This window comes from Bifidobacterium sp. CP2, assembly GCF_018555635.1.
Classification (GTDB): Bacteria; Actinomycetota; Actinomycetes; order Actinomycetales; family Bifidobacteriaceae; genus Bifidobacterium; species Bifidobacterium saguinibicoloris.
The window spans coordinates 164,539-179,022 of sequence record NZ_JAFEJX010000005.1 but is presented as its reverse complement, the minus strand read 5'-3'; the positions used below and the strand labels follow the sequence as shown (position 1 = coordinate 179,022).

General features: G+C 67.2%; 9 protein-coding genes and 2 pseudogenes. 2 read left to right on the top strand and 9 right to left on the bottom strand.

The annotated features are described in order from the left end of the window. Positions 1-168: 168 nt before the first annotated feature. Complete coding sequence (locus JS531_RS05645; protein ID WP_214313822.1) at positions 169-1,155, top strand: hypothetical protein; 987 nt, start codon at positions 169-171, stop codon at positions 1,153-1,155. A gap of 628 nt (positions 1,156-1,783) precedes the next feature. On the opposite strand, the gene JS531_RS05640 is transcribed toward JS531_RS05645, so the two are convergent. From JS531_RS05640 to dnaB, 5 genes are all read right to left on the bottom strand, one after another. Then, positions 1,784-3,682, bottom strand: coding sequence for an AarF/UbiB family protein (locus JS531_RS05640; protein ID WP_240542059.1), 1,899 nt, complete (start codon positions 3,680-3,682; stop codon positions 1,784-1,786). Positions 3,683-3,876: 194 nt separating this feature from the next. Further along, the gene (locus tag JS531_RS05635) at positions 3,877-4,173 is read right to left on the bottom strand and encodes a phasin family protein (protein ID WP_214313820.1); all 297 of its coding nucleotides are present in this window, start codon (positions 4,171-4,173) and stop codon (positions 3,877-3,879) included. Positions 4,174-4,308: 135 nt separating this feature from the next. Then, positions 4,309-5,088 (bottom strand): glutamine amidotransferase, encoded by a 780-nt coding sequence (locus JS531_RS05630; RefSeq protein ID WP_214313818.1) that lies wholly within the window; start codon positions 5,086-5,088, stop codon positions 4,309-4,311. Positions 5,089-5,102: 14 nt separating this feature from the next. Then, positions 5,103-6,569, bottom strand: coding sequence for a Mur ligase family protein (locus tag JS531_RS05625; RefSeq protein ID WP_214313816.1), 1,467 nt, complete (start codon positions 6,567-6,569; stop codon positions 5,103-5,105). A 201-nt stretch (positions 6,570-6,770) separates the two neighbouring features. Continuing rightward, a complete protein-coding gene (dnaB, locus tag JS531_RS05620) occupies positions 6,771-8,315 on the bottom strand; it encodes a replicative DNA helicase (RefSeq protein WP_236034460.1) in 1,545 nt (514 codons plus the stop codon). A 531-nt stretch (positions 8,316-8,846) separates the two neighbouring features. On the opposite strand from dnaB, the gene JS531_RS05615 reads away from it, so the two are divergent. Then, positions 8,847-10,319 carry an MATE family efflux transporter gene (locus JS531_RS05615; protein ID WP_346427763.1) on the top strand — a complete coding sequence of 491 codons (1,473 nt, stop codon included), beginning with the start codon at positions 8,847-8,849 and terminating at the stop codon, positions 10,317-10,319. Positions 10,320-10,436: 117 nt separating this feature from the next. Here JS531_RS05615 and JS531_RS11305 read toward each other — a convergent pair. From JS531_RS11305 to JS531_RS05595, 4 genes and pseudogenes are all read right to left on the bottom strand, one after another. Beyond that, a pseudogene (locus JS531_RS11305) lies at positions 10,437-10,856 on the bottom strand (protein-PII uridylyltransferase); the annotation flags it as partial. A gap of 141 nt (positions 10,857-10,997) precedes the next feature. Beyond that, positions 10,998-12,413, bottom strand: a pseudogene (locus JS531_RS05605) (nucleotidyltransferase domain-containing protein); the annotation flags it as partial. A gap of 444 nt (positions 12,414-12,857) precedes the next feature. Next, positions 12,858-13,196, bottom strand: coding sequence for a P-II family nitrogen regulator (locus tag JS531_RS05600; protein ID WP_034529718.1), 339 nt, complete (start codon positions 13,194-13,196; stop codon positions 12,858-12,860). 1 nt (position 13,197) lies between these two features. Then, positions 13,198-14,484, bottom strand: coding sequence for an ammonium transporter (locus JS531_RS05595; protein ID WP_214313814.1), 1,287 nt, complete (start codon positions 14,482-14,484; stop codon positions 13,198-13,200).

Genomic DNA, 14,484 nt, shown 5'->3' with positions numbered 1-14,484 from the left:
CAGCGGCCGATTGCCGCGACAACAAACCAGCCACCGCGACAAACGGCCACCCAACAACCCTCAGCGGCCGAAAACCGAGTTATCCACAATCAGCCCAGGCGAGGGGGCTCTATCCACATTGCCCGGTTCACGTTGACATGGAGGTCTCGGCCTCCTTACCGTCGAATCATGAGAACACACCACGGAGTCAAGGCACTGCTGCAGGACGCGGAGCACGCGCGACGATGCGCCATCGGCGAAGGCGACGCCATGCAAAAGGCGCTGCGGCGACGCTTCGCCGCCAAGGAACTGGTACGGCCATATCCCAACTGCTACGCGGACGCAGCCTACTGGGCGAACCTCAACGCGGAGGAACGCTCACTGCACATCATCCGGGCGTTGGCGACGAAGCACAAGACCTGGGTCTTCGCAGGAATCAGCGCCGCATGCCTGCACGGATACCAACACTCCTATACGCTTCACGACGGGTCAGTGACGATCGCCAGCAACGGAGGGCACAGCCCACGCGACCACGAGTCGCTGCGCCGCATACCCATGACCGACATCCCGAAGTGGCGAACCAGCCAAGGCATACTCATGACGTCGCCGGCACGCACGCTCATCGACTGCGCCGCATACCCATTCGTCCAAGCCCTGCCCATCTACGACTCCGCATTGCGCACCGGGAAGGTCACCGCCAAGGATGTCCGTTCCACGATGGCCAAGATCCGCCGACGCGATGATGACGCCGTAGCCACGCTGCTGCGCCACGCCGACCCGCGCAGCGAGAACGGCGGGGAATCGATGCTCCGTGCGCACATCCTGACCCTCAGCTACGCCGCACCGGAACTGCAGGCGGAATTCACGAATCCGGACAATCCGGCTGCCCCCTACCGGGTGGATTGCTGCTGGCGGCTCGCCGACGGCCAGATACTCGTCATGGAATACGACGGCATGGCCAAATACGCGGATACCAGCAATCCGAATCGCGCCAGTCTTCAGGCGAAGATGGACTACGCGCGCCGTCGGGACCAACATCTCTGGGAGCAAGGTGTCAGCGGCATCGTGCACGTGTTCTACGAGGACATCATGCAGCCGCAGCGATTGGAGCACAAGCTGATGGAGCTCGGAGTACCCCAGCCGACAGGCGGGAACGGCATTCCGCCGAAGGCATGATGGGTTACGGATGATGGGGCGATGGATGACGGGGAGACGAACGACGGGGAGACGAACGACATGTGATGGACCCCTTCCACGGCGAAGCACTGCATCATTGATTCATGCCGAAGGCCGGGAATCGCGGCAACACGATGGCGCCGCGGAAATCGGACGCACAGCACCCGTCCGAGGCCGATTGCCGCGACGGAACCCCAGCTACCGCGGAAATCGGACGCACAGCACCCGTCCGAGGCCGATTACCGCAGAAACCACAGCTCCACCGCGACTATCGGACGCCCAACAACTCTCAGAGGCCGAAAATCGCAAAAACCAAAGCCACACCGCGGGTATCGGCCTCCAAGAAGACACCAGCGGCCGATAATCGCGGCGAGACCTCGGCCATCGCGACAAACGGACCTTCAGCACCAGCCAGCGGCCGATAATCGCGGCGAGACCTCGGCTACCGCGACAAACGGACACTGAGCAACCCCCAGCGGCCGATTGCCGCGGAAGCCACAAACGCACCGCGACTATCGGCCGCGAGAGAACCGCACCGGCCCCTCCGGAGACCCCTAGAGACCCCGGAAACCCCAGAGACCCCCGGAGACCCCCAGAGAAGAGACCCCAGAGCCCCAACGCAAACCCGCTACCGCTTCCTGGACTTGCGGCCCTTGAGATAGATGTCCACGACGATCCAGCACCCGAGCACGAACGCCACCACATACCCCATGAAACCGACGATCGGGATGCCGAAGATGATCGGCTTCATGCCGGCGTAGTAGACGATCGACGAGCCGATGAACAGACCGACGACGATCAGCGCCATCGTGAGTCTGTTGACCATGTCGGAGAGCAGCTGGAACGGCTCCTGCGAGCCGACGAGCTCCATGTTCATGCGCAGCTGGCCGCGCGTGAGCATACGGGCGGCCACATTGAGCTCGCTCATCGCGTCGAGCGCGCTGTGCAGCGCCGCATGCCCCTCGACCCCCAACGATTTGAGCTCGCCTTCGACCATCTCCTTGGGGGTGCGCGACGTGGCGATGTGCCGGGAGATGATCTCGATCATGTTCACGTCGGGAATGAACTCGTCGAGCAGCCCTTCGAGCGTGACGAGCGCGCGACCCACCGTGGTGACCGTGCTCGGTACCTCGATGCCGTGGCGCTGCGCCAGCGAGGTCAGCGCCGTGATGAACGCGGCGATGTCGAGCTCCGCCAGCTCCACCGTGCCGTATTCCTTGACGATCACATCGAGGTCGGCGAGCAGCGAGGGGTAGTCGGCCGGGTCGGCCTCCGCGCCGGCGAACCGCAGCAGCCCGTCCGCCAGGGCCGGCGAATCGCGTTTGGCCACGGCGAAGATCATGTCCTTCATCACCGCGCGGGTCTTCGCGTCGAGCCGTCCGGTCATGCCGAGGTCGATGAGCACGATCTGCCCGCCGCGGATGATGATGTTGCCCGGGTGCGGGTCGGCGTGGAAGAACCCGTCGTCGAGGATCTGCGTGGCGTAGTTGTCGACGAGTTTGGTGCCGATGTCCTTGAGGTCGTAGCCGGCGGCGACGAGTTTGCCCGGGTGGGAGACGGAGATGCCGTCCACGTAGTCCATGACCACCACGTGTTCGGTGCACAGGTCCGGGTACGGCCGCGGGCAGTCCATGTAGGCGAAGCGCGAGGCGAACCGTTTGAATTCGGCGAGGTTGCGGGCCTCCACCAGGAAGTCGGTCTCCGATTCGAACGTGTCCCACAGCTCCTCGACCACGCCTTTGAGGTCGACGATCTGCGTGGAGCCGATCACCTTGGTCGCCGCCTTGGCGATGGAGCGCATGATGGATACGTCCTGCGCCATCGTCTCGCGCACGCCGGGGCGCTGCACCTTGACGGCCACGTCCTCGCCGGTCGTGAGCGTGGCGCGGTGGACCTGCGCGAGGGACGCGGATCCCAGCGGATTGGGGTCGATGTGTTCGAAGATCGTGTCGATCGGCCGGCCGTATTCGCCGGTCAGCACGTCGAGGACGGTCTGGTACGGCATAGGGTCGGCGTCGGCGCGCAGTTTGGCGAGTTCGTCGCAGAAGCTTTGCGGCAGGATCTCGGAGCGCATCGAGAGGATCTGGCCGACTTTGACGAACGTGGGTCCGAGCGCCTCGAACATGAGGCGCATCTTGACGGGCGTGAGTCCTTTGAGCGCGTCGAACTGGTTGACGATGCGCGTGATCTGGGCGAGGCGCTTGGCTTTGCCCCATCGGGTCAGGTGGTAGCGCTGGGAGAAGTCGTCGCGGCGCGGGCCAAACAGGCCGATGGTTTCGTCCCGGCCGGTGTCCCACACGGGCACGGGTACGGGGATGTCCGGGGAGATGGGCGGCGCGGCGATGTGCGACGCATCGGGTTCCGTTCCGTCCAGTGCCGGTGCCGACGTCCCCGTCGTCTTGTGCGGTGCGTCCGTCGCGGCGTGTGCCGTTCCCGGTTCGTTGGGGACGCGGGATTCGCGCGGCGCGCTCGATGCGTCCGATTCGTCGGCGGCGGGATGCCGCGGCGTCGCGTCTTCGGTCGTCATGCCCGTGACCTCCATCCTCTCGGGCCGTCCGTGTCAGGCCGTCCATCTCGGGCCGTCCGCGTCCTCGCCCTGCCGTGCGGGGCGTTCCACGGCATTACGCACGACGGGAGCGTCCCCTCGCCGACATTGCGGCTCGGGGTCCGCTCCCATATGATTCGTTCGATTCGCTGCACCGGTCCGTACCGGTACGGCGATCAGTCCTCGGACGGCTTGTCCTCGGCTTCGGCGGACGGTTCCGCCGATTCCGCCACAGCGGCGTCCGCCTTGGCGGCGGCACGCTTCTCGTCGTCCTTGTTCGCGTCGTTGACGAGCGATTCGCCCACCTTGCGCTTGAGTTCGGTGTTGAGGCTCTTGCCTTGTTCGACGGTCAGCTCGCCTTTCTTCACGAGGTCGTCGACGAGCTCGCTGCCCTTCTCGTATCCGGTGGCGAGGGCGCCGATGCCCGCCAGCACGACCTTGCGCAGACCGTCACCCAAATCGAAATCAGCCATGATGTCCCCTCCTTGTCGAGGCCGGTGCGCGGCCTGATGCCGCGCGCTCGTACCTTCCAGCGTACTCCATGGACCGGCGGGCCCGCCTTGGACGACACCCGCGCGGTCTGTCCGTATGACGGGCCGTCCGGACGCTCACCTCGGCCGGGCGGCGGCGACCTTGCGGGCCTGCGCCGCGACTTCGTCGAGGCGTGCAAGTTCGGCGGCCTGTTCCGGCGTCTGTTCGTCAGCGGCGAGGCGGCCGTCCGTGCCGTCGCCCGCCGTCGCGCCGTAACGGCGTTCCACGGCGGCGCGGATGAGGAAGTCGGAGACGGCGGGGTTCTTCGGCAGGAGCGAGCCGTGCATGTACGTGCCGATGACGTTGCCAACGCGCGCGCCCTCCGTATGGTCCTCGCCGTTGTTGCCGCGCCCTTCCGCATCCACGTGGCCGAACGGCTGGACGCCTTCGCGCAGGAACGTCTGGCCGGAGTGGTTCTCGTAGCCGATGACGTCGCCGAATTCGGCGGAATGCTCGACGAGGTTGCCGATCATGCGCACGTCCTGGCCTACGGTGTAGGCGCCGATCACGCCGATGCCGTCCAGACGCTTGCCTTCGGAGGTTTCGAAGTATTCGCCGAACAGCTGGTACATGCCGCAGATCATGAGCATGGGCATGCCGTCCGCGGCGAGCGAGCGCAGCAGGTCGGCACGGCGGAAGAAGTCGTCGATGATCTTGCTTTGGCCGCTGTCCTGCCCACCGCCGCCGAGGATCATGTCCACCTGTTCGGGCCAGGCGTCGCCCTGGTTGATCTCGTGGATGACCGGCCGGTAGCCGTACAGTTCGAGGCGACGGCGGATGGTGAGCACGTTGCCCGAGTCGCCGTAGATGTTCATGTCCTTCGGGTAGAGGGACACCACGTCGATCGTCTTGTCCATTGCTTCAGACCTCCTTACTTGCCCACGCCGGCGTCGGCGACGTTCGCGATGCGCCCAAGGGCGGCGCGCACCTTGAGCATCGCGGTGTACGTGCAGTAGATGTGCTTGCGGCCGCCCGGGTTGCGGGCGACGAACGCGGCGAGCGCGGCGTCGATGTCCGTGTCGACGGCAGTGACCGGCACCTGGTCGTAGCCGAGGCGCAGCGCCATGTCCCACGCGCGCACGCCGGAGACCTGCGCGACGCCGGTGCCACGCAGCGACGTGAAGTCGACGTCCCACAACCAGCTCATGTCGCGGCCGTCGGCGTATTCGTCGTTGATGACGATCATCGTGCCGGCGCCTTCAGGCGGGAAGCTGGCGAGGGACAGGCGGAAGCCCATCGGATTCTTGACGAGCAGCAGTTCGGTGGGGCTGCCGTTGACGTCGATGACCTCGCCGCGGCCGAATGCGGGCGTGACGCGGGAGACGGCGGCGATGAGCGCGTCGGCGTCCGACGCGGCGAACCGCTTGAGCCGCTCGCGGAACGCGTCGCCGCCCGCGGGCGCGGCGGCGGTGCGTGCGCGCGGCGCGTCGGCGACGACCGCGCGGACGACGGCGAGCGCGGCGGCCGCGTTGTACAGGTTGTAGACGCCTTCGAGACGGACGTCGGTGTGGTGTTCCGCGCCGTCCATCAGGAAGGTCGCGGCGTGGTCGCCGACGGCGGTCAACGTGACGTCGGCGTCGGGTTCCGTCGACGTGTCCGGCGTCGTGGCGTCCGACACCGGACGGTCCGACGCGTCGGCGCCGTCCGTCGCGTCGGCGTCGTGCGTCTCCGCGCTCACGGTGGTGGCCATGTCGTCGTCGGACGGGAAGAAGCGTTTGAGGTCGTCGGCGAGGCCGAAGTAGCTGATCTCCGTGCCGGCGGGCGCGAGCGCGGCGAGGCGGGCGATGCGCGGGTCCTCACGGTTGAGCACGACGGTGCCGGTGGTGGCGGCCGCCGCGTGGCCGAGCAGGCGTGCGGTGTTGTCGATTTCGCCGAAGCGGTCGAGCTGATCGCGCATCACGTTGAGCAGCAGCGTGTAGCGGGGGCGGACCTGCCGCACGAAGTGCACGGCGTACGCCTCGTCGAGTTCGAGGACGGCGATGTCGGCGTCGAGACGGCCGGAGAGGCTGACCTGTTCGAGCAGGGCGGAGGCCACGCCGCGCGTGAAGTTGGAGCCGGTGGGATTGGTGAACACCTTGAGCCCCAGGTCGGCGAGCATGGAGGCGACCATGCGCGTGGTGGTGGTCTTGCCGTTGGTGCCGGAGACGAGGACGACGCCGAGCGGCAGCTGCGCGAGCGTGCGTGCGAGGAACGTCGGGTCGATGCCTTCGACGATCTTGCCGGGGAAGGCGGAGCCGCCGTGGTGGAGCAGACGCGACGCCCAGCGCACGCCCTTGCCGATGAGCGGCGTGGCGAACGCGTTCCAGGGGGCGCGGGTCGCGGGGTCCTTCTGGGTCATAGTGCGTGGAACCTCCTGTGGGATACGGTGGACGAATGTGAAACACCCTGTGAAACAGGGGCATGCAGGCGTGGAACAGTGCGTGAAACATCGACGCCGGCGCGTGGAACATGCCGTGGAACACGGGAGAACATCCCACTCGGCCCGTCCATGCCGCCGACGGGCCACGCCGGCGGACGGCCATACGCTTCGCGGTCCATGTCACACCCCCTGCCCGGCGTTGTAGTCCTGCGGCATGTCCTTGAACTTGGACGTGGCGCCGAGGAACGCCAGATGGAAGGTCTCGGTGGGACCGTTGCGGTGCTTGGCCATGATGATGTCCGCCTCGCCGGGCCGGTCCTCCTTGTCGTAGAAGTCCGGGCGATGTACGAGGAACACTACGTCGGCGTCCTGCTCGATGGAGCCGGATTCACGCAGGTCGGACAGCTGCGGCTTCTTGTCGTTGCGCATCTCCGGGCCACGGTTCAACTGCGAGAGGGCCACGACCGGCACCTCGAGCTCCTTGGCGAGGAGCTTCAGCGCGCGGGAGAACTCGGAGACCTCCTGCTGGCGGCTTTCGACCTGCTTGCCGGAGGTCATGAGCTGCAGGTAGTCGATGACCACGAGCTTCAGGTCGTTGGTCTGCTTGAGCCGGCGGCATTTCGCGCGGATCTCCATGAGGCTCATGTTGGGCGAATCGTCGATGAACAACGGCGCGTCCTCCAGCTTCGACCAGAAGCCGTTCAACGTGTTCCAGCGTTCCGGCGTGATCTCGTCGGCGCGGCGCAGCGCGCCCAGTGGGATGTTCGTCTCGGCGGAGATGATGCGCTGCGCGAGCTCCACCTTGCTCATCTCGAGGCTGAACACGATGGTCGTCATGTGATGGTGCAGGGCCGCGGCACGCGCGAAGTCGATGCCGAGCGTGGACTTGCCCATGGCCGGGCGGCCGGCGACGACGACCATCTGACCGGGCTGCAGGCCCTGGGTGAGGTCGTCGATGTCCCTGAAGCCGGTGGGCACGCCCTTGTTGACGAGTCCCTGCTGGAGCTTGTCGAGCTGGTCCAGCGCGTCATGCACCACGGGGCCGATGGCGGAATAGTCCTGCCGCACCTTGCCCACGCTCATCTCGTACACCTCGGCCTGGGCGAGGTTGACGACGTCCTCCGCCTGGGAGCCTTCGGCCGAGTAGCCGAGCTGCGCGATCTTGGTGCCCGCGGCGATCACGTTTCTGAGGATCGCGCGCTGGTGCACGATCTCCGCATAGTAGGTGGCGTTTGCGGCCGTCGGCACCGAGGCCACGAGGGAGTGCAGATAGTCGGCGCCACCCACCTTGTCCAGGTCGCCGTGCTTGAGCAGCTCGTTCGCCACCAGCACCGCGTCCACCGGCTGGCTGGCGGAGAACAGGTTGATGATCGCCTCGTAGATGGTCTGGTGCTTCGGCTGGTAGAAGTCGGTCACCTCGATCATCTGCGAGACCTCGCCGATGGCGTCCTTGCTCATGAGCATGCCGCCGAGCACGGCCATCTCCGCGTCGTCGTCATGCGGGGGGACTCGGTCGAACAGGGCGTCGCGCACCGGCGTGCCGGTGGCCCCCGGCACGTAGCCGGAGCCGCCGCGCGAACGCGCTCCCCCACGGCCGGCGCGCTCGGACCGACCGGGAGCCCGATCCTCGTCGGCGCCGAAGCCGCCGTCCTGCCCGCCGAACTCGTCGGCGCCGGCGTCGTATCCGCCGGCCGGCGCCTCGTCATCCCATGTTTCCTCTGCCATAGGCCACAGTATAGATTCCCCCATTGCGAGGCCGGTAGATATCGCCCGACACGGTCCGCACACCCATGGATATATGGTCCGGCACGGTTATCCACACCTAGATATGCCGATGCGCCGAGTTATCCACAGCGTTATCCACATCCACGGGCCCCAAACCCGCGACACGCGCGGAATTCATTGTGGATAGCGAAACGAGTTATCCACATTTAGGGGATAACCATGTGGACAACGCACAGAGTTATCCACAATATGGGGATAACTCTGTGCATAACTTGGGGATAACTTCACCGAGCACCGGCAGGCGCTTGCGCAACCACCAACGTCGTGGTAATCGCAGTTGAACGGCAGGTGAACGGACGGACGACACGTCCGCGACGCCCCGGCGCGATTCGGCCCCGCGGACCATCGGGAACCACTATCGTGGACACGGACCACCGGCCGCGTCGGCGTCGAACGCGCCGGCGCATCGGACGAAAAACGGCGCGCGGAACCCATCGACGCGACGGCCGGAGACGGAGAGGGAGACGACCCGTGACACACGCGAACACGACCGACGACGCGGCGCGACCGGCCCCCGCGCGGACCGAGGACGCGGCGAACGGCGCAGACGCGGCCTCATCGGACGCCGCCACCAGACGTCGCATCATGGCGCTGGCCGTGCCCACGTTCGGACAGCTCATCGCCGAACCCACGTTCATCCTCATCGACACCGCCATCGTCGGCCATCTCGGCGACGCGGCGCTGGCCGGACTGTCCATCGGATCGACCATCATCCTCACCGCCGTGGGCCTGTGCGTCTTCCTCGCCTACGCCACCACCGCGCGGGTGGCGCACCTGCTGGGCGCGGGACGCCGGCGCGAGGGTATGCAGACCGGCATCGACGGGATGTGGCTGGCGCTCGGCATCGGCCTCATCCTCGCCGCGGCGCTGTTCCTCGGCGCCGAACCGCTCTGCCGCGCGCTCGGCGGGCGCGGCGAAGTACTGACGCAGGCCGTGGCCTACACGCGCGCCGTCGTGCTGGGCGCGCCCGGCATGCTGCTCGTCTACGCGGCCAACGGCATCTTCCGCGGCCTGCAGAAGGTGCGCGTCACCCTGATCGCAGCGGTGGCCGGCGCGGCGCTCAACACCGTGCTGGACGTGCTGTTCGTCATCGTGTTCCGATGGGGCATCGCCGGATCCGGCGTCGCCACGCTCATGGCGCAATGGTTCATGGGCCTGTTCCTCGCCGTCCCCGCCGTGCTGTGGGCGCGCGCGGACGGCGCAAGCCTGCGGCCGCGGCCCGCGGGACTCCTGCGCGTCGGCGGCGACGGACTGCCGCTGTTCATACGCACGCTGGCCATCCGCGTGGCCATGGTGGCGACCGTCGCGTGCGCGGCGCGCATGGGCACCGGCGTGCTGGCCGGCTTCCAAGCCGTGAACTCCACGTGGAACTTCGCCACGAACATGCTGGACTCGGTGGGCATCGCCGGGCAGACGCTCGTCGGATCCGCGCTCGGCGCGCGCGCATACGACCGGGCGCGCGGGGACGCGCGGACCACCGGACGGATGGGCCTGGCCATCGGCGCGGCGGCCGGCCTCGGCTTCGCGGCCGTCGGCCTGTTCGCCGGACGTTTCTTCTCCCCCAGCCCGGAAATACAGACGCTCGTGGCCGCCGGCATGATCACGATGGGCGTGTTCTTCCCGCTGCAGGGATGGATGATGGCGTTGGACGGCATCCTCATCGGCGCGCGCGACCACCGCTATCTCGCGGCCACCTGCACGGCCGTGGCCGCGGCGTACGTCGTCGCGCTCGCGGCGGCGGGCGCATGGGCCGCATCCTGGCAGACCGGACCGTCCGGAATCCTCGCGGGCTTCGGCGTCTTCGGCCGATCGGACGGCATGGCGGTCGACATCGTCCGCACCGTGCTCGTCTGGACCGTCTTCAACGTGGTGCTCATGGGCGGCCGCGCACTGGCCAACGGCCTGCGCGCGCACGGCGACGCGTGGATGCATCGGCACGCATAGGGCGGACTCCCGGACCACGCCTCCCGGACCACATCTCCCGACGCGGCAAGGGCGTCACCGCATCGCACGTCACCGCATCGCACACCACCGTCGCCACGACGCGGCGGACGCGACGCCTCACATGTGGTACCGGGTGGCGGTCACCATCTGACGGACCAACGTCTCACGCCACTTGCTCCACCCGTAGCGCTTCGTGATCGCCTCCTCGGGCGTGGCGCCCAACGAGGAGCCGTCGGCGCGGGTCAGATCGTAAAGCATGTCCAGCAGCACCGGATCGTGACGCAACCGGCCGGCCAGGTCGTCGCCCGTGTTCGGATCGTTCGGATTGCGGCCGGTCGCGAACTCGCTCAACGTGAGATGCTCACGCACCAGCAGGGTGACCATGCGCACCGCATCCTCGTCGAAGCCCATGCGGCGCATGATGACCGGCGCATGACGCGCGCCCTCCGCCGCATGGTCGGCCACGCCGGAACGCTTGCCGATGTCATGCAGGATGCCGGCCATGAGCAGCGCCGCGTAATGCGCGTCGTCGTAGCGCGTCACGCCGTCCTCGCCGACCGTCTCGCCGCGGACCGCGGGCCATCCGCTCCGCGAGCCGCCGCGGGCGCCGGCGGAGACACCGGCCGAAACGCCAGCCGAAACGCCACCGGAAATGTCACCCGGAACGCCACCCGGGACACCGCCCGCCGGGAACCCGCATTCGCGCCCCAATCGCGTCACCACCTCCACGGTGTGACGGTCGATGGTGTACCGGTGCGCGGCCGAGACCGACGGACGGTTGCGGATGCCCAGCCACTCCGGCATCCACTTGCCGGGGATGTCGGCGTAGTCGATCTCCTCCCATACGTCGAGCAGGTTCGGGCCGCAGGCCAGCAGGCGCACGAACAGCGCGCGCGACGTATCGTCCCACTGGTTGGAGTGGATGGGACACCGGCGCAGATTGTTCAACGTCGCCGGATTGATGGGCAGACCGCGCTCGCCCGCGGCCACGGCCACGCGCAGCGCGAGGCTCGCGTCCTTCGAGGGATTCGCGCCGGGGGCGAGCACGATCTCACCCTCGTGAACGGCCACGCCGGGCGCGACCGTCTCGAACGTCGGCGCCTCGCGATGGCCGCCGGCGCGCTGGGAGAACATCTGGAAGAACGCGAACCGCGGCTTCTCGTGCGTGAGGGAATGCTCGGCGCGGGAGGCGGTGGAGTCGAGCGCGAACGCGATGCGCCGGCCCAGCCGGGCGAGCATGGTCTGCATGTCGTCGATGGATTTCGCCTCGCGTTCGCCGCCCGTGGGCAGGGTGGGGTCGGCCAGGCCCAGCATGGCCGCCACCTTGTCCTGGTAGGCGGCGAGCAGCAGGTTCGTGTCCTTCTTCGCGACGAGATGGATGCAGTCGCGCACGTCGAGCAGCCGTTCAACGGCCTCGTCGTACATGCCGTGCGGGCGGTCGGCCAGCCATGAGGCGGCGAGCGCGGACACGAGGACGGAGTCGCGCAGGCCTCCGCGCGACTCCTTGACGTCCGGCTGGTTGATGTATTGGAGTCTGCCGAACTCGTCGAGACGTGACTTCGCGGAGTCGAGCAGTTCGGGCAGGCGCTTGCGGGCGGCCCTGCGCCAGCGTTCGAGGATGGAGTTGGAGGTGTCGCGGATGAGCTGCACGTCGCCGGCCACGGGTTCGACGTCGAGCCAGCCCATGGCGGCGGGCAAGTCGTGGTCGGTCACGGCCTCGCACTGCTGGCGGGTGCGCACGGAATGGTCCAGGTCGAGGCCGGAGTCCCACAGCGGGTACCAGAGCTTGTTGGCGAGCTCGTTGAGCTGCTGGTCCGTCAGCGCGTGCGGCTCGTAGATGATGACGAGGTCGAGGTCGGACGAGGGGCCGATCTGCCCGCGCGCGAGGGAACCGACAGCGGCGAATCCGACACCGTGCTCGGGCACGTCGAAGCCGACGCCCTGCGTCGCCTCCGCCCAGAGCCTGGTGAGGCAGTCCATCGCCAGCGCGGTGCGCGCCTTGCGTTTGGCCGCCCCGTCGCGGTACACGCCGTCCGCGTCCGGCTGGCTCATGTCCATGAACCGTTGTTTCAAACCATCCACCGCTGAGGTCATTGTCGACTCTTTCGTTGCCGGCGTCGGGACCGCCGGGATTGTTCGTTGTTCGTTGGGGACAGATAGTGCGTATCTGAGGTGTATCTGCGTTGTGAGGGGTACTTTGGGGACGTTGCGATCGTCCAATCGCGTTACGAGGGGTACCTCGCGTCGGAGGCAACGAGGAATCCGGGGTTCTGGCCACGGCATCAAGCCGTTTGCCGGGGTGATATATACAGGGTGATACCCCTCGTAACGCAGTTGGACATCCGCGAAGGTCGAATTCCACCCCTCGTAACGCGGATAGGCGGTTCAGCCGTCTGGATTGGAGTCGAAGAAGCGACAAACGCCGGCGCCAGCCCTCCATATGACAGAATCCCCGCACGGCTCGGAGAGCGGCATGCGGGGATTCCTGTCTATCAATGGTCCGGACCCTGTATCAGCGGCACGGACGTCTGGTCACCGTCAGATTGCGGCGGAACCGGACTCGCCGGTGCGCACGCGGGTGACGGAATCGAGCGGGGCCACCCAGACCTTGCCGTCGCCGATGGTGCCGGTGCCGGCGGCCTTGACGATCACACCGACGAGCGTTTCGGCGTCGGCGTCATCGGACAGGACCTCGACGCGAATCTTCGGGATCAGGTCGACGGTGTACTCGGCGCCACGGTAGACCTCGGTGTGTCCGCGCTGGCGGCCGTAGCCGTTCGCCTCGGAGACGGTCAGACCGTGCACGCCGGCGGCCGCGAGGGCCTCCTTGACGTCGTCGAGCTTATGGGGCTGGATGATTGCAGTGATGAGCTTCATCTCACTTCACCTCCTTGAGGACGGAGCTGGCGGTACCAGCAAAATCGTAGGCACGTTCACCCTGGTCGGCAAGGTCGATGCCGCCGACTTCCTGGGCTTCGGTGACGCGCCAGCCGATGGTCTTCTCCAGCGCGAAGGCGATGATGCCGGTGATCACGGCGGAGTAGACGATGGCGCACAGCGCGATGAGGATCTGAACGACCAGCTGCTTCCAGTCGCCGCCGGCCAGCAGGCCGGTGCCCTCGCCGAAGAAGCCGATGAGGACGGTGCCGGTCAGACCGCCGACGCCGTGGACGCCGACGACGTCGAGGGAGTCATCGTAGCCGAGCTTGAACTTCAGGCTGCAGGCGAGGCAGCAGAGCACACCGGCGATGGCGCCGAGCACGATGGACCACAGCGGGGAGACCACATCGGCGGCCGGGGTGATGGCGACCAGGCCGGCGACGATACCGGAGGCGGCACCCATCGCGGTGTAGTGGCCGGTGCGGATCTTCTCGGTGAAGCCCCAGGAGAGCATGGCGGCGGCGGTCGCGGCGGAGGTGGAGACCCAGGCGTAGCCGGCGGTGCCGTTGGCGGCGAAGGCGGAGCCGGCGTTGAAGCCGAACCAGCCGAACCACAGGAGGAAGGCGCCGAGCATCACGAACGGGACGTTGTGCGGGCGGAACGGCTGCGTGCCGAAGCCCTTGCGCTTGCCGATGATGAGGACGATGATCAGGGCCGCGACTGCGGCGTTGATGTGGACGACCGTACCACCTGCGAAATCGTGAGCCTGGGCGCCGATGGCGGTGGAGATCGCGCCGGCGCCGGACAGCAGGCCGCCGTTCCAGACCATGTGGGCCATCGGGGCGTAGTCGAACGTGATCCACAGGGCCACGAAGATCATCCACGTGCTGTACTTGACGCGCTCGGCGATGGCGCCGCAGATCAGGCCGACGGTGATCATGGCGAACGCCACCTGGAAGGCCACGTCCACGGAGACCGGGTACTTGTTGTCGTTCAGTCCGGTGGACGTGAACGCGGCGTCCTTGAAGACCATCGAATCCTTCAGCAGGAAGCCGGAGGCCGGGTCGCCGAAGATGCCGCCGATGCTGTTGCCGGCGTAGGCGATGGACCAGCCCCACAGGGTCCAGATGATCATGGTGACCGACAGCGCGGCCGCCTCAAGCATGAACATATTCAGCACGGCCTTCGCGCGGACCATGCCTCCGTAGAAGAACGCCACACCCGGCGTCATGAGGAAAACCAGGGACGCGGAAGTCAAAATCCATGCGGCATTTCCGGAATCCAT